Annotated in this window: 21 protein-coding genes and 3 pseudogenes; 9 read left to right on the top strand and 15 right to left on the bottom strand. The window is 66.7% G+C overall.

Going from position 1 to position 21,891, the window contains the following annotated elements; all coding sequences use genetic code 11:
* Window positions 1–50: 50 nt before the first annotated feature.
* A pseudogene (locus tag MFF22_RS00655) lies at window positions 51–221 on the bottom strand (aldo/keto reductase); the annotation flags it as partial.
* 112 nt (window positions 222–333) lie between these two features.
* Between MFF22_RS00655 and MFF22_RS00650 the strand changes: the two are divergent.
* The 3 genes from MFF22_RS00650 (at window position 334) to MFF22_RS00640 (ending at window position 1,532) form a co-directional block, all read left to right on the top strand.
* The gene (locus tag MFF22_RS00650; RefSeq protein WP_238247138.1) at window positions 334–471 is read left to right on the top strand and encodes a TetR/AcrR family transcriptional regulator; all 138 of its coding nucleotides are present in this window, start codon (window positions 334–336) and stop codon (window positions 469–471) included.
* Window positions 472–882 carry a TetR family transcriptional regulator C-terminal domain-containing protein gene (locus tag MFF22_RS00645; protein ID WP_238247135.1) on the top strand — a complete coding sequence of 137 codons (411 nt, stop codon included), beginning with the start codon at window positions 472–474 and terminating at the stop codon, window positions 880–882.
* A 167-nt stretch (window positions 883–1,049) separates the two neighbouring features.
* On the top strand, window positions 1,050–1,532 hold the full coding sequence (locus MFF22_RS00640) for a hypothetical protein (RefSeq protein WP_238247133.1): 483 nt from the start codon (window positions 1,050–1,052) through the stop codon (window positions 1,530–1,532).
* Between the two features lie 223 nt (window positions 1,533–1,755).
* Here MFF22_RS00640 and MFF22_RS00635 read toward each other — a convergent pair whose 3' ends face one another.
* Window positions 1,756–3,186: an IS1182 family transposase gene (locus MFF22_RS00635; RefSeq protein WP_238247131.1), complete on the bottom strand. Its 1,431-nt coding sequence runs from the start codon at window positions 3,184–3,186 to the stop codon at window positions 1,756–1,758.
* A 339-nt stretch (window positions 3,187–3,525) separates the two neighbouring features.
* Between MFF22_RS00635 and MFF22_RS00630 the strand changes: the two genes are divergently transcribed.
* A complete protein-coding gene (locus tag MFF22_RS00630; RefSeq protein ID WP_238247129.1) occupies window positions 3,526–5,127 on the top strand; it encodes an ABC transporter substrate-binding protein in 1,602 nt (533 codons plus the stop codon).
* A gap of 209 nt (window positions 5,128–5,336) precedes the next feature.
* Here the strand turns inward: MFF22_RS00630 and MFF22_RS00625 are convergent.
* From MFF22_RS00625 to MFF22_RS00590, 8 genes and pseudogenes are all read right to left on the bottom strand, one after another.
* Window positions 5,337–5,900 (bottom strand): annotated as a pseudogene (locus MFF22_RS00625) (transposase); the annotation flags it as partial.
* 30 nt (window positions 5,901–5,930) lie between these two features.
* Window positions 5,931–7,211: an IS66 family transposase gene (gene tnpC, locus MFF22_RS00620; protein WP_238247126.1), complete on the bottom strand. Its 1,281-nt coding sequence runs from the start codon at window positions 7,209–7,211 to the stop codon at window positions 5,931–5,933.
* A gap of 55 nt (window positions 7,212–7,266) precedes the next feature.
* Window positions 7,267–8,145, bottom strand: a pseudogene (locus MFF22_RS00615) (IS1182 family transposase); the annotation flags it as partial.
* A 157-nt stretch (window positions 8,146–8,302) separates the two neighbouring features.
* Entirely contained in the window at window positions 8,303–8,785 is a 483-nt protein-coding gene (locus MFF22_RS00610; protein WP_238247124.1) for a DUF4411 family protein, read from the bottom strand.
* Window positions 8,786–10,045, bottom strand: a complete 1,260-nt coding sequence (locus tag MFF22_RS00605; RefSeq protein ID WP_238247122.1) for an ImmA/IrrE family metallo-endopeptidase — start codon at window positions 10,043–10,045, stop codon at window positions 8,786–8,788.
* 6 nt (window positions 10,046–10,051) lie between these two features.
* The gene (locus MFF22_RS00600) at window positions 10,052–10,615 is read right to left on the bottom strand and encodes a recombinase family protein (RefSeq protein ID WP_238247120.1); all 564 of its coding nucleotides are present in this window, start codon (window positions 10,613–10,615) and stop codon (window positions 10,052–10,054) included.
* 148 nt (window positions 10,616–10,763) lie between these two features.
* Window positions 10,764–11,084, bottom strand: coding sequence for a ribbon-helix-helix domain-containing protein (locus MFF22_RS00595; protein WP_078947311.1), 321 nt, complete (start codon window positions 11,082–11,084; stop codon window positions 10,764–10,766).
* Entirely contained in the window at window positions 11,084–11,749 is a 666-nt protein-coding gene (locus MFF22_RS00590) for a nucleotide-binding protein (protein WP_039904495.1), read from the bottom strand. The genes MFF22_RS00595 and MFF22_RS00590 overlap by 1 nt, the downstream gene beginning before the upstream one ends.
* Window positions 11,750–12,230: 481 nt before the next feature.
* On the opposite strand from MFF22_RS00590, the gene MFF22_RS24785 reads away from it, so the two are divergent.
* Window positions 12,231–13,049, top strand: a complete 819-nt coding sequence (locus MFF22_RS24785) for a GntR family transcriptional regulator (protein WP_007568938.1) — start codon at window positions 12,231–12,233, stop codon at window positions 13,047–13,049.
* A 177-nt stretch (window positions 13,050–13,226) separates the two neighbouring features.
* Window positions 13,227–13,655, top strand: a complete 429-nt coding sequence (locus MFF22_RS00580) for a hypothetical protein (RefSeq protein ID WP_007568940.1) — start codon at window positions 13,227–13,229, stop codon at window positions 13,653–13,655.
* Window positions 13,656–13,715: 60 nt separating this feature from the next.
* Here MFF22_RS00580 and mobF read toward each other — a convergent pair whose 3' ends face one another.
* Entirely contained in the window at window positions 13,716–16,640 is a 2,925-nt protein-coding gene (mobF, locus tag MFF22_RS00575; RefSeq protein ID WP_230368350.1) for a MobF family relaxase, read from the bottom strand.
* Window positions 16,637–16,933, bottom strand: a complete 297-nt coding sequence (locus tag MFF22_RS00570; protein ID WP_053610978.1) for a hypothetical protein — start codon at window positions 16,931–16,933, stop codon at window positions 16,637–16,639. Before MFF22_RS00570 ends, mobF begins: the two co-directional genes overlap by 4 nt.
* Before the next feature lie 282 nt (window positions 16,934–17,215).
* On the opposite strand from MFF22_RS00570, the gene MFF22_RS00565 reads away from it, so the two are divergent.
* Genes MFF22_RS00565 through MFF22_RS00555 form a run of 3 tightly spaced genes read left to right on the top strand, consistent with a single transcriptional unit; the run spans window position 17,216 to window position 19,120 of the window.
* On the top strand, window positions 17,216–17,728 hold the full coding sequence (locus MFF22_RS00565) for a hypothetical protein (protein ID WP_007568946.1): 513 nt from the start codon (window positions 17,216–17,218) through the stop codon (window positions 17,726–17,728).
* Between the two features lie 5 nt (window positions 17,729–17,733).
* Entirely contained in the window at window positions 17,734–18,540 is an 807-nt protein-coding gene (locus tag MFF22_RS00560) for a chromosome partitioning protein (protein ID WP_230368351.1), read from the top strand.
* A complete protein-coding gene (locus tag MFF22_RS00555; protein WP_230368352.1) occupies window positions 18,524–19,120 on the top strand; it encodes a hypothetical protein in 597 nt (198 codons plus the stop codon). The genes MFF22_RS00560 and MFF22_RS00555 overlap by 17 nt, the downstream gene beginning before the upstream one ends.
* A gap of 27 nt (window positions 19,121–19,147) precedes the next feature.
* Here the strand turns inward: MFF22_RS00555 and MFF22_RS00550 are convergent, their stop codons facing one another.
* The 3 genes from MFF22_RS00550 to MFF22_RS00540 all read right to left on the bottom strand — a co-directional run bounded on the left by MFF22_RS00550 (window position 19,148) and on the right by MFF22_RS00540 (window position 21,801).
* Window positions 19,148–20,830, bottom strand: coding sequence for a type IV secretory system conjugative DNA transfer family protein (locus MFF22_RS00550; RefSeq protein ID WP_007568952.1), 1,683 nt, complete (start codon window positions 20,828–20,830; stop codon window positions 19,148–19,150).
* Window positions 20,831–20,933: 103 nt separating this feature from the next.
* Window positions 20,934–21,551 carry a hypothetical protein gene (locus tag MFF22_RS00545; RefSeq protein ID WP_007568954.1) on the bottom strand — a complete coding sequence of 206 codons (618 nt, stop codon included), beginning with the start codon at window positions 21,549–21,551 and terminating at the stop codon, window positions 20,934–20,936.
* The gene (locus MFF22_RS00540; RefSeq protein ID WP_039904500.1) at window positions 21,544–21,801 is read right to left on the bottom strand and encodes a hypothetical protein; all 258 of its coding nucleotides are present in this window, start codon (window positions 21,799–21,801) and stop codon (window positions 21,544–21,546) included. Before MFF22_RS00540 ends, MFF22_RS00545 begins: the two co-directional genes overlap by 8 nt.
* Between the last annotated feature and the right edge of the window lie 90 nt (window positions 21,802–21,891).

The following is a 21,891-nucleotide window of genomic DNA, read 5'->3' as shown; positions in this document are numbered from 1 at the left end:
TGACTTAAAGTGACCTGAGAGAGCGGTCAGCCTTTGAGGCTCTTTCACACATAGACATCGGCAGTGTCGACGAAGTTGCCACCCGCGTCCACGTAGGCGTCGAACACCGCCCGGCTGTCTGCCTCGTTCGAGCCCCAAGGCGCAGTGCCGAAGGTCATCGTGCTCAGCGCGAGGGGGCTCACGGCGAGGTCAGAGCGGCCCAAGGTGCGGTTGTCGGTCAGCTACATTGCTTAAATTTTCGTATTGTTTGATATGAAACCAATCGACCCAACATCCAGGCGCAAGACCGGCCGCCCGCTTTCATTCGACCCAGATGCTGCCCTGCTCCCGGCCATGCTGCTGTTCTGGCGCTACGGCTATGAGGCCACCTCCCTTGCCGAGCTTACGCGGGCGATGGGGGTTACACCGCCGAGCATCTACGTCGCCTACGGCGACAAGAAGGGGCTGTTCCGATCTGCGGTCCGGCGCTAATTGGCGCAGCCGCAGTCGCCCATTGACGTGATCGCGGAGGCACCCACCGCCGAGGCAGCCGCGCGCACGCTGATTAACGGCGCAGCGATGGCGTTCACCCGCACGGACACGCCGGCGGGGTGCCTGCTGGCCAGCTCGGCGATCGCGGTCTCGGCCGAGGCTGAGGATGTCAAAGAGGAATTGGCCGCGATCCGTCGGGAGATCGAAGCCGCGTTGCGCGACAAGATCGCCGCCGGCATCGACGCGGGAGACGTCCCGGGCACGGCGGATCCGACGGCGCTGGCAGCTTTCGTCATAACGGCGATCCAGGGACTGTCCACCCTGGCGCGCGACGGCGGGAGCCGCGCGAAGCTCCAGCAGGTGGCGAAATTGGCCATGCTCGTTTGGCCATCACCACGATCTCACGCTTGAGAGCTCAACGCTCCGTAAGCTGCCCTTATGCGAATGGCATGGGGAGCTGAGAACGCGGCTTCTCACCGCTCGTAAGGGACGTTTTCCCGGCATGACCCGGAGGGACGCGGTTCGTCTCAGAACCGACTGGGCCTTTTCCGGTGTTGGCAGGTTCGGTAGATACCCCGATGCCTGTCCTAACTGACCGCCAGAGGATTGAACTCGCAGTCCCCGCCTACCTCCTCTACGCGCTCACGGGGGCGCCGAACGTGTTCGTTCCCGCTGATCCAGACCTCGCCACGAAAGCGGAGACCGATGTCGCTGAACTGCGCCATCACCTGCGATCTGCCTGCCTGGAACCGTTTACGGACCTGCCGCCCTCCAAGAGGCAGGCGCTCCTACGCCGGCTCGAGCGCCTCAAGCGGCTTGTGATCGTAGACTGGCACGAACGCCCGGCACTGAGCCTCATGCTGATGCTCTGGTGCTTCCTGGAGGATCTCATCGATCGGGGGGTTCTGATCCTGTGGGAGGACTCGGCGATGGATCGGGCGACGCGGAAGCTGATGCCGATGTGTGAGCACGGCTTCGATAAGCAAGAGGACAGCGTTGCAGCCCAGGAGCAGGCGTGCGCACTGCTACGGCGCCTCCAGGGGGAGGGACTGTACCGCTGATCCCCTGTCCGCAATATCAGCCGTAGCTGCTTTCAACCCAACCCAGCCGCCCCAGCTGTCATCAGCATGTCTCGAAAGTAGCCATCGGGCAACTTCGGTTCGATGTAGCGGTCGGCCTTCGGAACTGCGGCCAAAACTGAACCCTCATGACCGGGTAGGGTGGAGGCTGTGTGGAAACGGGTTGGGGCGGAAGCGGTGACTGGCGGTGCGAGCCGTTCTCGGCTCATCCCCGCATCGCGGCGATGAGCCCCGGCGCTCCGAGCAGGGCGATGGCCCGCTTCAGGTTGTAGGCGAGGACGTGGAGGCTCATCTCCGTCCCGACGTTCGGAAGCCTTCGCATCTTGAAGTGGCTGCGTCCCATCCAGTCCTTGATCGTGCCGAACACATGCTCGACGGTCCGTCGCCGGATGCGCATGGCGTCCGGCCTGCGGTCGAGCCGATCCTGCATGGCTTCCACGACATGCTCGTGCTCCCAGCGCGTCACCCGTCGCTCGTTTCCGGTCGTGCAGCCCGGCTTCAACACGCATGATCGGCAGTGGCTCGACCAGTAGCGGTTCAGAACAAGACCGTTCTCGACGGTGATCGTGCGCTTGATGAGGGTCTCGCCGGCAGGGCACCGATAGGTGTCGCTCGGCGCATCGTAGAGGAAGTCCGGCTTGCCGAAGCGCCCCTCCGCCTTGGCCCCGGAGGTCAGAGGCTTCGGGCAGATCGGTGTGACGCCCGCCTCTTCGCAGGCCAGAACCTCCGCTCCTGAGAAGTAGCCGCGATCGGCGAGGATCGTCAGGTGCTCGACCCCGGTCGCGTCCTTCGCCTGCCGGCCCATGTTGGCGAGTTGGGTGCGATCATGGCCGAGGTTCGTGACCTCGTGCGCCACGACGATATGACTGTCCGTATCGACCGCCGCTTGGACGTTGTAGCCGACGAGGCCCGTGCCCTTGCCGTTCGTGGCCATCGCACGGGCGTCCGGGTCGGTCAGCGAGATCTGACGGTCGGGCGCTGTCTCGACTTCGTGCGCGATGGCTTGCAGCGTGCGCATCTGCTGGCGAAGCGCCGCGATCCTCTCGTTCAAGCGCGTCGTGCGCATCTCGGCGACGTCCGCCTCCTGCCGGTCGGCCGTGTCGAGCTTATCGAGATAGCGCTCGATGCTTGCCTCCACCTGCGCCAAGCGAAGGCGGATCGCGCCGGGCGTGTAGTTCTTGTCGCGCGTATTCACGGCCTTGAACCGGCTGCCGTCCGCCGCCACCGTGCCGCCGGCGATGAGGCCGATCTCCCGACACAGGATGACGAACTGCTTGCACGCCGCCCGAACTGCTTCGCCGTTGTCGCGTCGAAAGTCCGCGATCGTCTTGAAGTCGGGGGCAAGCTTACCGGTCAGCCACATGACCTCGACATTGCGGCCTGCCTCGCGCTCAAGGCGTCGGCTCGACTGCACCTGGTTCATGTAACCGTAGAGATAGAGCTTCAGGATCGTCGCCGGGTGGTAGCCGGGCCGCCCTGTCGCAGCCGCGCCTTCAAAGCCGAGTGTGGCAAGGTCCAATTCATCGACGAAGACGTCGATCACCCGGACTGGGTTCTCTTCGCCGACATAGTCGTCGACGCAGTCGGCCAGAAGAAGCGCTTGGCGCCGCTCGCAACCTTCGATGAAACGGCCCATTCGACCCCTCCAACGCTCCCGAAAAGGTAGCACAGCAGGGCGTTTCCACACAGCCTCGGTGGTTTTCTGCCTGTCGGCTTTCGGATGGCGGATGCAACGAAGCGGGCATCGCCGCGAGCTATCTCACAACCCTTCGTGGGCCCCTGAAACGTCAGGCGAAGGCTGCTCGATGAGGCAATACTTGCGACTGGCGATGTAACTGGCAGCACACGCCTGCCGTAAACAGTCCTTGAAGCGGAGTTCAAATCGGGTCCAGAGTGGTAGAACGCGGTGTGGGCTGCGCTGCCCAATCTGGCGAGAGGGCGAGGAGCTTCAACGCAACGGCTGAGGACCTGCCCCATGCTGCGCCGAAGCTTTCTGGGCGGTATCTCCGCCGCGAGTGCCAGCCCATTTCTGCCTGCCCGACCCGCGCTTGCGCAGGCTGAGCATCAACGGACCCTGCGCTTCGTGCCACAGGCCGACGTCACGGTCCTCGATCCCCTCACAACAAGCGCTTATGTCACGCGCAACCACGCGCTGCTGGTGTTTGACCAGCTCTATGGCATCGATGGCGACCTCAAGCCCCAGCCGCAGATGGTCGAGGGGCACACGGTCGAGGACGACGGCAGACGCTGGACTTTCCGCCTGCGCGACGGCCTCAAGTTCCACGACGGCGAGCCCGTGCGCGGACGCGACTGTGTCGCTTCGATCCGACGCTGGGCTCCACGCGACAACCTCGGCCAGCTGCTGATGGCCCGTACCGACGCAATTGAGGCTACCGACGACCGCAGCTTCACTATCCGCCTCAACCGGCCTTACCGTCTGATGCTGGAGACGTTGTCGAAGCTCGGTCCCCCTGCGCTGCTGATCCTGCCCGAGCGGCTCGCGGTCCTCGATCCCAAGCAGCAACTGCCGGAGGTTGTCGGCTCTGGCCCATTCCGGTTCAACGCACGTGAGCGCATTGTCGGCGCCCGCGTCGTCTACGACCGCAACCCGGATTACCGGCCGCGGGAGAGTGGGGAGGTATCCGGCGTAGCCGGGCCGAAGCGGGTGCACTTCGACCGGGTCGTTTGGACGACCATGCCCGATCCCAGCACGGCAGCGGCCGCACTCAAGAACAACGAGGTCGATTGGTGGGAAAACCCGATCAACGATCTGCTGCCGACGCTGCAATCCGACCGGAGGATCCTCACGCCCCTCTCGGGCCGGCTGGGCACGATGGGCACCGGGGTGATGAACCACCTCCACCCGCCCTTCGACAAGCCGGCGGTGCGCCGTGTGCTGCTGGAAGCGCTGTCGCAGGAAGACTTCATGACGGCGATCAACGGCACGGATCCGGACCTGATCCGCACCGGCGTTGGCCTGTTCGCCCCTGGCACGGCGATGGCCTCCGAAGTCGGACTCGATGCGCTAACCCGTCCTCGCGACATTGAGCGGTCCAGGCAGGATCTGATCGCAGCTGGCTACAAAGGCGAGCGCGTTGTTCTGTTGGCAGCGGGCGACAGTCCGCGGCTCGCCGCGATGGGCGATGTGATGAACGACCTGCTCAAGCGTCTTGGCATGGATGTGCAACATGCCGTCTCGGACTGGGGGACCATGGTGACCCGCCGGGCCAACAAGGCTGCGCCGGATCAGGGCGGCTGGAACATCTTCTGCACCGACTGGTCCGACTTCGACATGATGAACCCGGTGGTGGAGCAGGTCCTGCGCTGCGGTGGTGTCCAGACGGGCTTTTTCGGCTGGCCCGACCTACCGCGGATCGAGGCGCTGCGCGGGGCGTGGCTGGAAGCGCCGGATGAAGACGGCCGAAAGGCAATCGCCCGCGATCTCCAGACGCTTGCGATGCAGGAGGTCCCCTACCTGCCCCTTGGGCAGTATCTCAGTCGAACTGCCTATCGTGACGATCTCCAGGACGTGGTCAAGAACTTGTCTGTCTTCTGGAATGTGCGCCGAGCGTCCTGATGATCGGCCGGACGGTGTCTGACGCAGCGGCCGAGGCCCTACGCGGGCTCGGCGATCAGCCGCATACGAGGACGGGTGCGAATGGCAGCTTTCGGGCAACATCGGGCGTTGCTCTTACGGCTGACTTGGGTCGAGGCCGTGTCAAAACGCATTGATCGTGATCGTCAGCGCCGGTTGGCAGGATGATGACGGCGGCGCGGTGGGCCGCTTCAGGCTCGAATGGCCTGTATGAGCCAGGTTGCGCCGAACAGTCGGATCATCCGCTTCATGTTGTAGGCGAGGATCGCGAGGCTCATCTCGGTTCGCACGCCTTTCAGGCCCTTCGTCAGGAACGGCGTACTGCCCATCCAGGCTTTCAGCGTTCCGAAGACATGCTCGACTGTGGCACGCCGGATCGCCATGGCGTCAGGCATGGCGTCGAGCCGTCTCTGCATGGCCTCCAGAACCGCCTCGTGCTTCCAGCGCTTGAAGCGTTTGAACTTCTCGGTCGTACAGCGCACCCGCATCGCGCAGGCATGACAGGCGTCCAGGTTGCGGTAGTGGTCGATGTCGCCGTGTCGATCGGAGCGCGCGTTAGACTTCGTCAGCACAGCGCCGGCGGGACAGACGTAGTGATCGGCCGCGGCGGCGTAGACGAAGTCGGCGCGCACGAAGAGCCCCTTCTTGGCTCGACCCGACGTGTCGGCCCGCGGCATGGCCGGCAGGATGCCCGTGCCTTCGCAGGCCAGAACCTCGTCGCCACTGTAGTAGCCGCGATCGGCCAGGACCACGATCGTAATTACCCACCCCTGTGACGGCGGGGTTCAGGCGCTGATGGTCTTGAGGATGGTGCCGAAGGGGCTGCTTCCGGTTAGGCGCGCGGTATCGACCACAGTGCGGATATCGGCCTCGCCCTCGGCGGCCCACATTGCGCGGTAGCCGTTGGTGACCTTCCGCTGGATCACGGCCGGACGCAGCAGCCGTTCCGAGCCGTTGTTGGTCGGTTCGACGGCACCGGGATGGTCGAGAAACACCAGAAGCTGACGGCGCGCCCGGCCGATCTTGGCCTGCAGGTCGCGGGTTAGGTCGCAGCGGCTCGGCGTGGCGAGGATGGCGCCCAGTTGCCGATCCAGGCTCCGGCGCTTGGCGGCAAGCGTCGCGGTGGCCAGATCAGTGACACGCTCGGCCAGAGCGAACACGGAGGCCAGCCAAAGCTGCAGTCGCCAGGGGACCGGATCGTCGCTGGTGTCGACGGCGTAGGCGACATCGCGGGCGAGATGGGCGAGGCAGGTCTGGTGCGCGGCCGCGTGTCCCTGCTGGGCGGTGTAGCGGTCAGAGATCCACACCGCGGGCCGGTGGCCGTCCATCATCTCCCGCACCACGATGGCGCCCCGCGTCGGGGAGGCCGTGTGCACCACGGCTTGGGCCGAATGGAAGACCCAATGGTAGGCGTTGCTGCCCTCGATGCGCACGCCGGTCTCGTCCGAGGCGACCACCGTGGCCCGGCGCAGGGTCGAGACGGCCTCGTCGCGACCGGAGCGGAAGCGCCTCTGCGCGCGCTGGAGCAGGTTCATCAGCCCACCCTGGCTGAGCGTGAGCCCGAACAGGTCGGAGAGCGCCGCCTGTAACCGCGCGTAGGACAGCGCCTGGAAGGTTTTGAGATACGTCGCCACAGCATGCAGCCGCGGGCCGAAGGGTGTTCCCTGCGCCGCCTCCGGCACGGCTGCGACCACCCGCGTCCCGCAGGTCGGGCAACGCACGGCCAGTCGCCGATGCTGCGTCACCACCGGCGCGACCTCCGGAAGTTCGATCCCCTCGGAAACGCCGACGACCTCCGTCGGAAGAGCGGTGTGCAGGTCGCCGCCGCAGCATGAGCATCGGTCGGGACGATGATCGACCACCGTATCGGGATCGTCGCTCATCACCCGGCTATGGCCTTCGTGACCAGGCTTGGCACCGCCAGGCTTGGATTGCTCCCGCCGCTCCTTGCGGTCCGTCGCGGGTGGCTTCGACGAGGTGAGCGAAGTCTTTTCCGGACGCTGCAATCGCAGCACCAGCTCGATCAGCTCCTCGCGGCTCAACCGCTCAAGATCGATGCGACCCATCCCGGCAGGGAATCAGCGAAACCCAACCCGCGCAAGGGGGTGGGTAATTACCCACGATCGCCTCCGCGTCGGTAGCCTGCTTGGCCCGATCGCCCATCGGCACGAGCTGGGTGCGGTCGTGACCCTCGTTGATGACCTCATGGGCCACGACGAGATGATGCTCGGGGTCGACCGCAATCTGGACGTTGTAGCCGACGATGCCGGTGCCGCGCCCGCTCGTCGCCATCGAGCGCGCGTCCGGGTCGGTCAGCGAGACCTGTCCGTCGTCTGCGGTCTCCACCTGCGCCTCCATCTCGCGCAGGAAGGCCATCTGGCGGCGCAAGGCGGCGATCTTCTCGCCGATGCGCTGCGTGCGTGCCTCGGGGACGTCGTTGCCCTCCCTGTCCGCCCTGTCGAGCGCCGCGAGGTAGCGGGCGATGCTGGCCTCCACCTGTTCCAGGCGCTTGGCGACCTTGGCCACGGTGTAGTTGCGGTCCCGGTTGTTGACCGCCTTGAACTTCGACCCGTCTAAGGCGACAGTCGCCCCGGCGAAGAGCTGCAGATCCCGGCACAGCACCACAAACTGCCGACAGGCCGCTTGGATCGCAGTTCCGTTGTCGCGCCTGAAGTTGGCGATCGTCTTGTGATCGGGAGCCAAGCGACCGGTCAGCCACATCACCTCGATGTTGCGCTGTGCCTCACGCTCGAGCCGCCGGCTCGACGGCACGCGGTTGAGATAGCCGTAGAGGTAGAGTTTCAGAAGCGTGGCCGGGTCATAGGCAGGCCGCCCGGTCGCCGCAGGCTCGGAGCGGGTGAAGCCAAGCGCACCCAGATCGAGTTCGTCGATGAAGACCTCGATCACCCGAACCGGATTGTCGGCGGTGACATAGTCATCCAGCGAACTGGGTAGCAACCAGGACTGCCGACGGTCCTGCCCTTCGACGAACCGACCCATGCTGGCCTCCGCAGATGAGGCCGCAAGTCTATCTCAGAACGGACTTTTGACACAGCCTCGGTCGGAAGCGGACTCGCGGTGCGAAACTCAAGACTTCCGCACCACGCCGCACACGTTGCAATCGTTGGGCCTTTTCGGTGCAGATTGCCGGTGCGAATTACGCCTTGAAGCCGAGGGTGCGATAGAGGTCGAAGTCTTTGATCCAAACCTGGCCGAACGTGTTGCAGACATCCGGCACCTTGCGGTTGGCGCGCTGCTTCGATGGGGCAGAGACTTCCTTTGTCACAATCGTCCGATTGGGCGCGGCAAGGCCGTAGGCGACCAAAAACATATCCTGACCGATCTTCTCAATCTCGGTGTCTGTGAGGTTCGCGCCGTAGCCGCTATCCAGTACGTCATTCAGGATCGCGGGGTCGGCCTCCTCGGTCAGGATCAGCGCGGCCTTTACGTCCTTGTCGTTGATCCACTGGCCGAGCTGGGTCCGCGAGCCGCAGACTTCCTGCCAGATTTCGAGCGGCATTTTGATATGCCCCGCCTGGCATTGGCTAAGCAGCCAATCCCAGAACTGCGGTACGAGGTCGAAGCCGTAATATTCTTCATCCGCTCGGATCAACACGTTCGCATCAAGGAGGTAGAGCAATCAGTCCCTCCCGATGCCGGGCACCATGGCACCCCTGGCATATTCGTATCGTTTGATAAGCGGCTCGACGACGCCCGGACTGACGCCCAAGACCTTCGCGGCCTTGGTATGCGACAGGATGTTATCGCGGACGGACCGCTGCACCAGGCCGACCAGTGCGGCACCCAGCTTGAACTGCTTGACGGTGTAGTAGCTGGGGCCGCCCTCGGACTCCTTGGCGTCGTCCTTTGCGCGCGCTTTCTGGCCCTGCCAGCGGGCGGCGTACTGGCTGGCAAGGTCGCTGTAGGTCGAGCCGCTGATCCATTTCATGCGGTGCATGCGATAGGCGACCATAGGCTCACTGACGCGCCAAGCTTCGGCCATTCTGGCGATGGCGGCCATGGCGCGCGGCAGATCGGCAGGGGTGAAATCCGGTCCGGTGGCGAAAGCCTGATCGGGCAAGAGGAACCGTCCGGCGACATCGTTGCAGAACTGCTCGATGGCACCCTGTGGGGTCTTGGCCTGGCCTTCTCCGACCATGCCGCTCACGCCGGTCTGACCTAACCAGATATGCGCCAGCTCGTGGAGGAGCGTGAAGGCGCGGGCGGCCTTGGCGTCCTGGTCGTTGATGACGACGAATGGCGCAACGCGATCGGCAATGGCGAAGCCTCGGAACACGCGCTCGCTGATCGTGTGGTGATGCGATCCAAGATCCCCGACTAGGAGGACAAACACGCCGATGCGTTCGGACCGGCTGCGAAGATCCTTGAACAGGTCGTCGGCGGTGCCGTTGCGGCGGCTGAGCGTGTCGAGCCGGATTTCCAGCTTTGCGGCGATGCTGTCGATGACGGTCTGGACACCCTGCTGGACGGTGGCGGAGCCAACGAAGTCGAGCGGGGCGGCCTCGTCCTCGTCTTCGAGGATGCTTTTGACCATCTCCTGCCGCGCCCGGATGTCCCGGAGCAAGGCGTCCAGCTTGGCGCTCTCGCGCGGCGGCACGTCGAAAGGCAGAGTGCGGAAGTCCTCGCCCCGCGAAGCCTGGGCCGGGGGCTGTTTGAGGTAGAAGGTCACAACAGGGCGGCGGTAGACGCTCGCGATTTTGGCGAGCTGGGTCCGGGTCGGAAACCGCTGACCGCTCTCTAGGGCTTCCAGCTTCTCGGCGGCGGAGCTGGCCGCGCTCGGCTGGATGCCGATCTTGCTGGCCGCGTCCTCAAGGGACAGGCCAGCCGACTGCCGCGCCCATGCCAGGATACTCGGGTTGATGTTCTCGGCTTTCTCCATGGCTGGCTATAGCCTCGCGCCAGTGGCGTTGATGTGCCGGCGCAGCGTCGCAGGCGCGACGCCAACCATGCGGGCAATCTCCGCCCTACCTTTGCCGTCCTCGATCAGGCGAACGGCCAGCTCTCGCTTCTCCGGTGTGAAGGAAGGGGGACGCCCTGCCCGCTTGCCGCGCCGCTTGGCGGCTTTCAGCCCGGCCTTGGTACGTTCGGAAATCAGGTCGCGCTCTAGCTGGGCCAGGACGCTCATGATGCCATACAGCGCCTTGCCTGCGGCCGTGCGGGTATCCATCCCGTCCATGATCGAGTGAAACTCGACGCCGCGCCCATGCAGCTCGTCCAGAAGCAGGGCAAGCCCGGCAGTAGTGCGGCCGAGGCGGTCGATCCGCCAGACGGTCAGCGTGTCACCGGCCTTGGCCGCTGCCAGGGCGGCAGCGAGGCCGGGCCGCTTCATGGCGGTGCCGGAAACGCCCTTGTCGTCATAGACGACATCGCACCCGTCCACCTGCAACGCGTCATGCTGCAAGGCGAGGGTCTGCTCGTCGGTGGAGACACGGGCATAGCCGATTTTCATGCTCAAATTATAAGCGCACGTTTTCGCGCGATCCAGCCTTAAATTTCGCAATGGCTTAGCGGGTCGCCGAAAAGCCGCTCAAAAACGGTTCTATTCAAGCGGTCGGGTTATCGTGACGGGTGGGAGAAAGGTCGACTATTCTTTTCCCTTACTGCTTCCCGGCCCGCCGTGCGCGTCGCCGTTCTACAGTCGCTACGGCTTCAGTGCCATTTGCCTCCATCCAGGCATCTACAGCTTGGCGGAGAAGCTCCTGGATTTGAATGCCTTCATCTAACGCAGCCTGCTTGATTTCATCGTGTCGCTGCGGCTCAACATAGTAGCCGAGGAACCGCTTTCCCTCGCGCGTAGTCTTGGCCGGAACCGGCTCCGCTACTGCCGGTACGACCGGCGGTACAGCCTTTGCCTTTTCTGGGGCTTTCAACGACTCGGCCACCTGCGCAGCCATCGACAGGGGGTTCGGCTTAGCCATCACACAATCTCACTCGCATTCTTGCGTGTCCGTGTCTTAGCACGCAGGCTAGCTTGTTTTGAAACATGCTTCCACACAGCTCGTACGTCGAGGGCCCCCTTCCCTTCCGGCTCGACCTCAATCGCGGTCTGGCCGGCGTCGGCTGACCGCGGGAACACCTTCAGATCGTGGATTACAGATCGCAAAATCGGCATACCGATGTGATTCAGCTCGCGGCGGATCCGGGCCGCCTCGCGGTCACTGCGATTTCCGACCCTGTTGAGCACCACGCAAGTTGGCTTGTTGGCCTGTGTGGCAGCACGCACCGTGCGGGTGACGGCCTTCAGATCGAACAGGGCGACGCCGGTCGGTATCACGACAGCATCTGCTACCGCCAGGGCGGCTTCCACCTCATCTGTCGCGTTGGGCGGGGTGTCGATCAACATTAGATCTAGGCCGAGCCCGCGCCCGGCCTCAACAATCTGCGCCACCGCGCGGGGCTTGGCGTCAGATACGAACGGCTGCTCGGCTTCCCGCCGGTCTGACCACTCAGACAACGACGACTGCGGGTCGAGATCGATAATGCCGACCTTATGACCGTCCTCAATCGCTGCGGCGGCAAGGTTGATCGTTAGGGTGCTTTTGCCGACCCCACCCTTCCAGGCTAGCAACGCAACCACCTTCATCAGTGTGACCCCACACAGGTTGTCCGGCACAGCTACCGACAATCCTACATCTACACCATCCAAACTGCCGGAACGTCAACATGAATGAAAAAACACAAGCTAGCTTGTGTGGAAATGTGGTTGCATGGAATGCGTATCAAGCGCAGTGAGTGAACCGGCAACATTGACTTAGCCGTGCGACCCAGCCGACATGCCATGTCCGGCTGACGCGCTCTCTGTGCGAGTCGTCGGGAGCATCAGGAGACCACGCCGCCGCAAGTCGACCTCTGAAAAGCCAACGGCCCCCCAGTCGCCAAACTGGAGGGCCGTCGAAATCGAAAAGGGCCTGTGGGGCCACAACGCACTCCCCACAAGCCATGAGACGCCCCCGGGCGTCAAGCGGGAACGCCAATTCTCGCGACGATGAGGCTTTGCCCTGTGGACCGGACGCCCCTGCGGTGGCCCGGAACGACCTGTTGCGGCCCGATGAGGGCCGAGAGACGTGTTTGTAGACGAGATCCGCCGCGCCATTGAGGCGTCGAGCCGAATCACCCTGCCGCAAGTGACGGCGCTGCTGTGGCGCGCCTTCGGGGAGGGGAAGGTCACGGAAGCTGAGGCCGAAGCGCTGTCTGGGCTGATCGAGGCGCGCACGGACGCGCCTGCGGCTCGCAGGCTACCGGCGAGCTCGCGACCCAGCACCGACGCTGCAATCTCATCCCCGACCCAGGACAGAGCAAAACCTCCCAAGAGAGATATCGGCTCGCGCCCTCGCACGGACTCCTCTCTGAAGCGCCGCCGCCGCTGGGCCGCCTCGGGGCGGCTTCCGCCGGGGCTCGCGGCGCAGTTCACCGTGGCCGAGCAGGCGGTGCTGGCCCTGGTCGCCACGGAAACCTCAAAACGAGGCGATTGCCGACTGGCCGTGGGGCAGCTCGCGGCGATCGCGGGCGTGGCCGAGACCACCGTCCGCAACGCCCTGCGCGAGGCTAAGAAGCTCGGGCTAGTCACCGTCGAGGAGCGGCGGGTGACGGGCTTCAGGAACGACACCAACGTCGTGCGCATCGTCTCACCCGAGTGGCAGGCCTGGATGCGGCTGGCGCGTAAGCCGGGCAGAGAACTCTCGGGTGCTGAGGTTCACCGGGCCACGCTGAGCAGTGGGGGAGGGTGCAAATCCGCGAAGCGCACGAGTACTGAAGTTCTAATCCTGTCAGAATCGGGGGAAACGGACCCGTCAAAATGCTGCCGACGGGCAGCGAGTGACCTCGACCGATCAGACCGAACGCGAATCCGCGTGGGTCGTGGCACGGGCCGAGCCATGCGCTGAGGGTCTGAGCTCGTACGGTCTGACGAACGCCCCTCTCTCCTCGGGAGGAGGCTTGGGCTTCTTCGACCAGAAGCCCATCAGCTTTCTACTGACCGAACGCCATCCCCGCGCAGGCCCTGGGAGGACGATCCATTTCGCTCTACGCTCACGCATCCGATCCGAGCGTCGAACCGCACCATGCCGATCCGGCGCGAGCACCGCTTCTTCTACCCGATCGACTGGCCGCAGCTCTCGGCCGCGATCCGGTTCGGGCGTGCCCGGGGCGCTTGCGAGGGTTGTAGGCGACCGCACGGGCGAACCGTGGTCCACCTCGGCGATGGCCGCTGGTGGGACGAGGCGGTCGCCGCCTGGCGTGACGGGCGAGGGCGGCGGGTGCGCGTCGCGCCCGGGGCGGTCGACATCCTCGGGAGCGTGCGTCGGACCCGGGTGGTGCTGGCCGCGGCCCACCGCGACCACGACACCGCCAACAACGCGAACGCCAATCTCGCCGCGTTCTGTCAGCGCTGCCACATGATCCACGATCGGCCCGAGCACCGTCGCCGCCGCTGGACCACTCTGTTCCGACGCAAAGCGCTGGGTGACCTGTTCCGCGGGCCCTACGGGTGATCCCAGGCGGCTGAGATCAGCACGCCCGTGAGGCGATCGGTCATGCCCGCGGGCTGACGATCACCGCTCGATCCCGGGCTCGCGACCGCGTTCCGGATCGGGGCGACCGAGATGGCGCGCGAGCTGCGCCACTAGGCGTCGAACCGCCGGGGCCGGCGCGCGGCCGAGCCGGCGCCCAAAGGCGTCGATCAGGCGAAAGGCCGGCACGATCATATGGCCGACCCCGAGCCACGCTGCCGCCTCGCGCAGCGCCCGGGCCGCGCGTACCGCCCGGCCGACGTCGATCACCGGGGCGACACGCTCGGGCAGCCCGAGCACCCCGTCGCGCACGAACGCCACCCGGTCGGCGGCGTAGTCGACCACGTTGGCCTTCTCGCGGTAGCCACGCGCTTCCCGGAACAGTCGCTCCAGGACCATCGTGTCGTTGGCCGGCATGCGTGGATCCGCTTGGCGTTGCCGACACAGGGCGTCGAGCCGGTCACGCTCGACCACCACCCGCGCCGCGTGCCGGTGCCGGGTCAGGCCGACATAGACCTCGCGCGCGTCGGTGCCGGCCCCGAGGTACACCACCGCCGCGGAACAGGTCCGGCCCTGCGCCGCGTAAGATGTGCCGGCGTAGGCGTGGACGACCTTGGGATGGGCCGGCCGACGGCCGAACCGGGGGACGCGCCGGAGCTCGTCCCACGCCGCCTCGATCACCCGCCCGTCCTCCAGCGCCAGATGCAGGCGCGCACCGCCATCCGAGTCCGTGACCAGCGCCTCGATCCGGGCGCGGGTACCGTTGCGCAGGCCGAGGTGCGGCAGGCTCTCGCCGAACCGGAGAGTATCGCCGAGCGCGAGCGCGAGTGGCACTAGCCGATCCTCGCGGTCGCGCGCCGGCGGAGCGATCAGGTCCGGCCCGAGCCGGCCCTCGGCCCGCAGCGCAGCCCGCGCCCGGGCGTTCAGCGTCGCCGCGTCGGCGTTGCGCCGGGTGACGATCAGCACGTCGTCGCCGTAGCTCACGCGCTGCTCGGTCCAAGTCGCGATCACGCGCGCCTGCGCCGCCTCGGCCCCCGCGACCAGCTCGACCTGTCCCTCCGCCGCGTAGGCGCGCAGACCTGCCTCGGCATCGCCGCGCGCCATCACCACCGAGGCGGCGCGCTGCCACGCCACCGTCTGACGGCGGACCTCGCCGAGCACCGCGGAGCGCCCAACCACCTCGGCCACCGCCCGCAGCGCACTCGCGCCCCCGACCGAGGCGAGTTGCCGTCGATCGCCGATCAGCACGACCTTCGCACCGGCCGCCTGCGCCGCGCTCAGCACCGCCTCCAGGTCGCGGCTCGACACCATGCCGGCCTCGTCGACCAGGACCAGGGTGTCGCGGTCGAGCGCCGCGGGGTTGGTTTGGGACTCGGCATCCGAGCGGGTCGCCCGGGCGCGGTCGTGGCGCCAGCGGGCGATCGCCTGTGTGGGGATCCCGGTCGAGCGTCCGAGTTCGTCGGCCGCGACCCAGGAGGGCGCCAGGCCAATCACGCGCATCCCGGAGTCGTGCGCGGCCGCGACCAGGACCGCGGCCGTCGTCGTTTTCCCGGTGCCCGCACCGGCCTGGAGCAGCGATACCCCATCCGGGCCGGCGGCATGGCGCACGGCTTCGGCCTGTTCCGCGCTGAGGCGGCCGTCCCGGGCCAGAGCCGTCGTCACCGCCTCGGGGGCGATCCAGCGCCGGTCCAACGGGCGATCGGCGGCGCGCAGCATCGCTGCCTCGCAGGTTGCGATGCCCGGGCTGGTCCAGCACGCGCTCGCCCCCGGCACCATCTCGGCGGCCGCCAGCGGCAGCAGCGTGCCGTCCCGCTCCAAGTCGGCGAGTTCCGCCTCCACCACCTCGACCCCGAGCCCCTGCACCCCCGCGAGTTCCAGGGCGCGCTGGAGCAGATCCTTGCGCGTCACGACGCTCTCGTGCCGGAACAGGGCCGAGGCGGCGCGCGCGACCGGGCCGTCGCCGGGGATCTCGGGCGGGTCGAACGGGGGTTCGCGTTCCGCATCGCGCGCGGCCGCGCGCGTGTCCTCGGGATGGCGCGCGGCGTCCCACGGATCGAGCGCGCAGGCGGCGAGTTCTTCGCGCCAGCGCGCCTCCAGCTCCGCACCGGTCGGCAGCTCGTGCTTGCCCCGGCGGGTGGCGAGCGCGGCGACCTCGCGCTGGGCGGATGTGGCCCCGGCGCCGGCATAGTCGAGGATCTGCTCCGAGCGCTTGGAGAAGGCCGCCAGCAGCGCCTCAGGCGGCCCGGCGACCTCCCATTGCCCGCGCCCGGCCTCGCGGTAGCGCAGGCCGAACCGCTCCCGCAGGTTCTCCGCCAGGGCGGCACGATAGGCGGCACCGACGGCGATCTGGTAGGCGTAGAGTTGCTCGACCTCGATGGTCAGGTGCGTCTGAGATTTGTATCGACCGGATCCGGAATGTTTCGGCGCACCGGCAACATTGATAAATACACAATGCGTATGAATGTTTGGATCACCTTCACGCGTCGTGTAATGATCGAAGCGGCCGACGATCAGATCGCTCGGCCGGTGTCGTTCGACGCCCCCCGCACCGGTCCGGACGGTGACCAATACCTCCGCCGCGACAAAGGTGAGCGCCCGCTCGACCGCGGCGCGGTGCGCCGCCTCGATCGCGGCGCGCTGCTCGGGCGTGCCCGCCATCCACAGCACGGAAACGGATTTCCCGGGGGTTAGGGTGAGGTCCTGACCGGCCCAGTGGCCCGGGCCAGCGCCACGCACTAGCGGCTTGCCGGTGCCGGGATGATATCCGGCACACAGGTCGCGGAACGAGCTGGCGGCGATCGGCGCGCCGTGGCGCACGACCGTCCCACCAGAACTCCACCACATGCCATCGCCATCCTTGGCATAATAGTCGTCGCGTCGGTCCGGGCGCGCCTCACGCTGGCCGTCGTTGGTGTAATACAGCCCGGCCGCCGAGCCGGCCCCGAGCCGGTGCAGCGAGGCGGTCACGCCGCCGGGGCCCCGGTACCGTCTTTGGCTCGAAAACGACAGACCTTGGTGAGGTCGATGGCGCCGGAGGGCGCACCGAGTTCGCCCACGGCCTGGGCCATATCGAGCAGGGCGGCGTCGATCCGTTCGGCGCGCTCGATCAGAACGCGGTGGCGGATCGCCACCTCCAGGCGTTGGGCCACGCACTCGGCCGCGAGGCTTTCGCTGGACCAGCCATGCTCGGCCGCGGCGGCAGTCAGGCGGGAGGCGAGGGGGGCCGCCAGGATAATGGTGAAGGAGACCTCGTCGGCCATTGGCGCACCTGATAGGGGTGGTTCGGGCTGGGCAGCCTGACACCCTCGGGCTCGATCGGCGAGGCTTGTGAACCCGCTCGGTTAACGCCGGGTCACTTCAGTGCGTGTGGTGTGATAGCCTTCTCCTTGCCGTACACGTTACCGTACCGTTACCGTATGGTTGCCGTTTGCAGCCGTAGTCTGCCGTCCTCGGCCGGATCCTAACGTGAGCTTGCCGTCGCCCTCGGCATTCGAGCGATCGGCTGCACGCCCTGGCAATCCCCGCTCTGCTAGGGCATTGCCATGGCCCAGCGCCCCCGCCTCGACCTACGCCGCCTCGCCCGGGACGCCGCCGCGACCCCCGGCAGCCGCCGCACCGCCGGTGCTCCGGGCGGTCGGGCCGCCACGGGCTTGATGGACATCGTGCGCGGCCACCTCGACGCCCTGGTCGCCCTCCAGGCCGGCGGATTGACCTGGGATGCGGTCGCGGCCGGCCTCACGGCGCAGGGGTTCACCACCGCCGACGGCCAGCCGATCACCGGGCGCAATCTCACCGGCATCATCTCCAGCGTTCGGCGGCAGGCCGCCGCCCGCGCAGCCAGGGCGGAGGCGCGGGCGGCCCGGCCAGATCGGCCGACCTCATCGCATCCCGTACCGCCCCCGACCGGCTCGACCCCCCGGGCGTCACGGCTCGCACCGGAGCTCCGTCCGGATCGCGAGAGGCCAACCCCATCGGCCGCGGATGCGCCGCTCACCGAGGCGGAGATCCAGCACCTGCAGGCCGAGAAGCACAGCCACCTGTTCAAGAAGGACTGACACCCATGCCTCGCGTCCTCCTCGTCGCCCAGGAAACCGGCGGCGTCGGCAAGTCGACCGTGACCCGCGGCCTGGCGGAGGCCGTGCCGGACGCGCCGATCCTGGAGATCGAGTCGGTGCATCGCCTGACCGAGTTCAAGACCGCGACGGCCGCCAACGAACCCGGCGGCGTGCGCTACTTCGAGATGCGCGCCACGCGCGAGGCGATCGAGGCCAGCGGCGGCAAGGCCGCGCGGTCCGAGCTCGACGAGGTGATCAACGCGCTCTACGCGGTCGCGGCCCCCACCCTCGTCGACATCGGCGCCAACACCTCGGCGAGCCTGCTCGGGGTGCTGAGGGACGAGGCGCCGGAGCTGGGCAAGGCCGGGATCGAACTCGGGCTCGTGGTGGTGGTGGCCGCCGAGGCCGGCTCGCTCGCGGATGCGGGCAAGCTGCTGCAGGCCGCGCGGGACTGGACCGGTGCCCGGTTCGTCGTGGCCAACGGCGTGCGCGGCGCGATCGACCCGACGATCCTGGAGCGCGTGGTCGGCGACGCGGGGGTCACGCACCTGCGCGCCTTCGAGCTGGAGGATGAGACGCGCGGGGTGTTGGCGGCCGGTCAGCTGCGCGGCGTCGGACGGCTCGACCGGGCGGGCCTGGTCAAGCAGACCTCGCAGGCCAAGGCCGGGCGGATCCTGCGCGATCTCACCGCGTTCCGCCTCGCCGTGATGGAGGCGGTCAAGCCGGCGGCCCTGTGGCTGGTCGAGGAGGCGCCGGTCGCAGGTCGGGCCGGGACGCCGGCAGGGGGAGCCAAGCGTGCCCGCAACGCCTGAGGACGTGAAAGCCCGCCTCGCGCGGGCCGACCGCGCCGCGCGTGAGGCCGCGGCCGGGTTCGAGCGGGACAGCCGCGCCGCGCTCACCCGGCTGAAGACGCGCCCGATCCACGAGCGGTTCGCGGCCTTGGAGGAGGGCGCAGCACAGCTCCTGCCCGAACATCGGCGCGAGCTCCTGCTCTCGATCCGCGACCGCTCCGACGAGGCGGAGCCTAGCGTCCGGTCCGCGCCGCGCCACGCGAGCCGCATCGCGGTCTGGCGCGGGCGCCTGCCGTTCCACATGCACCGGCTCACCCGTGACGCCTTGCTCGCGCTCTGCCTCTTGCTCGGGCTGGTCCTGGCCTACCGCCGCACGCCGATCTCCTGGGTCGAGGTGCGGGGCGACCGGGATGTGACCGCCGCCTGGGTCATGCCGGACGGGCGATCCGGCGGGGACCGCCTCGTGGCGGGGCGCGCCTATGCGTTGATGCGGGACGCCGACGGCGTGGTTGAGCTGCGCGACTGGCACCCGAGCGACGGCTATGCCACGACCCGCGTGCCTTCGGATTGGCTGCGGACCCGCTCCGGACCATCACGCTGAGGTCCGGATCTCTCGATCCGATGCGGTTCACCGCGTCCGGCCGACCGGCGGTACGGAGGTGATCAGCTTGCGGAAGCGCGGATCGGTGTGCGCGACCGTCTTCTTCAGGCGCAACGGATGGCGCGCGTGGCCGCCGCTGTTGGGAAACACCAGGAGTTCGTCGCCCGGCATCGCGATCAGCGCCTCCTTGGTCATCAGGCGCGCGCCCTGCGACGCACGGGCCGTGGACGGCGTGCCCTTGGCATCGCCGGTCGGGGCCGTCCGGGTCTCGACGAAGGCGGTGTAGTCGCCGATCGACCGCGACCAGCGCTCGGCCTCATCCGGATCGACGGCCGGGACGTCGAAGACGGTGACAACCTCCGCGGTGTTAAGCAGCACGTCCGCTCCGGCCTCGCCGTAGAGCCCGACGAGTTGGGCGCGGTCCTGCCACATCGTCCAAAGGCTGGCGCCGTAGCCCGGCAGCTCGCCCGCCGCGGTGAGAAGCGCATCGAACCGGCCGAGTACCGCGGCCTCGTCGACGAAGATCATCAACCGCTCAGCCGGACGGTGGCGACGCACCGAGGCGAACAGGTCGGACAACAGCCAGCGCAGCAACGGGGCGAGCACAGTCTTGTACTCGGTCGGCACCGCCACGAACAAGTCGACGGCGCCGGTGGACAGCTCGGACAGCTGGAAGGTCGAGTCGCCGACGAGGTCGCGCAGGCGCCGGTCGGCGAGCCACTGGAAGGCCTGCAGGGCGGTGGATTTGATCGGGTCCTTGGTCTTGGGATCGGCCTCTAGGATCTCGATCGCCGCGTAGGCCGCGGGCTCGGGCCAGTGCGTGACGTACTGCTGCAGGAGGCCGCGGAAGCGGGCCTCGTCGGTTAGCAAGTCCTGAACCTCCACGACCGTGCACGCCTGCGGCTGACGCAGGGCGACCAACAGCGCACCGGTGATCAGATCGACGGCCCGGTTGCGGAAGTAGGCGGAGGCCTCGCCGTCACCGGAGGCCTCGGGCAGGAGCGCCAGCGCGGTACTCTGGAGGTAGAGGACGTCGTCCGGGTCGCGGCCCTGGAGCGGGTTCCAGTGGTCGGTGCCGCCGGCCAAGCCCATGGGATCGAGGCAGACGACGCGGCGCCCGAGCGAGCGGCGTCGTGCGGCCACGGAGCGGTAGACCTCGCCCTTCGGATCGAACACGACAGCGGGGCCACCCCAACCCTGCGGCTCGGGAAAAGCGAGATTGGGGATGAGCAAGCCCGACGTCTTGCCCTTGCGCGGCGGCGCGATGGTGACAAGCGTGCCTTGCACGGCGATGCGGACGGCACGGCCGGTCTCCGGATCACGGCCGAGTTCGAGCCCGTTGCGGAGCCGACCGCGCTCGGTTGCAGTGGCGAAGCGGGCCGAGCCGAACAAGTCGGAGGTGTCCCGCTTCTGTTTGGGTTTGGCGCGCCGCAGCAGCTCGGCTCCGAACAGGATCAAGAGGGGGAAGAAGGCGAGGAGTGGGGCTAGCGACCAGCCGTTGTTGGCGAATTCGGGCGCACGACCGATCAGCATGAGGTACGGCATCGCGAGCGCGTCACCGGCACGCACGGAGAATAGGGCCTCGAACCAGGCCCCGGGGCGCGTCACCTCTGCGGGCCAATACGCTGGGTCGAGCCCGTTCTGGATCAAACCCGCGACTGGGTAGGCCAGGAGCACGGTCGCGAGAAAGGCTGAGAAGATTATGCGCATTGCGGGTCAGTCACGAGAAAAGTAGACAGCATCGTTACAAGCACATCTTGCCCTTTGGGATCGATAACGGCATATCATTGCAAAGCAAAACGCTTAGAATAGATTATCTATAATTTAGAGATGCTAATTTTTCGAGATTTATTTTTTCTTTCAGCCAAGCAGCATTGAGTTTTTCTAGCCACAAGGGACGATGATGAGTCCTGAGATCATCAAATCTTAGGTGCATCGATGCGACCTCCGGATCGTTCAGAAAGGCCGCTTCGCACAGTGCAGCAAGACCATCAGCATCAAGGGCGTCGAATGCGTGGAGCACGCGTGTGGCCAACAGGCGCTGCTCGATGAGATCCGTCTCGGATCCTCCCAACTTCGCGAGGCGGACCTGACGACCCGCGTAGCGTGACACCGCCTCGTTGATACATGTCGTGACTGCGATGCTGGCGAAAGAATTCGGATTGTAGGCCAACATCTGAACCTGATGCCATGTGGGCAGCAGCACTATCCCGTCTCTTGCGAAAGACTCCAGTTGCTCAGGTTGCGGCATCGCGAGCCGGTTGCTCTCGAACCAGCGCGTGTCGGGCTGGTGGACCTGGAGTATGATATAGGTCGTCGAGCCCATCCGCCGGGCGAAAGCGTTCGCCGCAGCGACCCACTGAGGATGGCGTGCGTCGTCGATGAGGATGATGTCGCGCCCGGTCTTTGCTGGCATTGTCTGTTCAGGCATGACCCTGCACCTGCGGCTTGAGCACAACCACGCCCCGCGTCCGAAAGAGCATTTCGTCGGCCTCTGTCCAGATGGCCCCAAAGCCGCTCAGATCCTGGCCGGGACGTGCCGACACCACGTTATAGTTCTGGCGCACGAGACCAAGTTCTGACGCCCAGCGGACCTCGGCCTGCCGCACGTCGGGGTGGATCTCCGTGTTGACGATAAGTAAGTCCTTGAACAGCGCTCTCAGCAGTGCGCCTTTGTCCATGGGAGGCATAACGATCCTTGCACCCTATCTGCATGAACGATGACAGTCGCAATAAAAGGATCGTGTTTCTGAAACGGCGGGCAAATCGGT

The organism is Methylobacterium persicinum (assembly GCF_022179525.1).
In the GTDB taxonomy this organism is placed as follows: Bacteria; Pseudomonadota; Alphaproteobacteria; order Rhizobiales; family Beijerinckiaceae; genus Methylobacterium; species Methylobacterium persicinum.
Note: the sequence above shows the minus strand (reverse complement) of the source record. Positions and strands in the feature narration are given on the sequence as shown.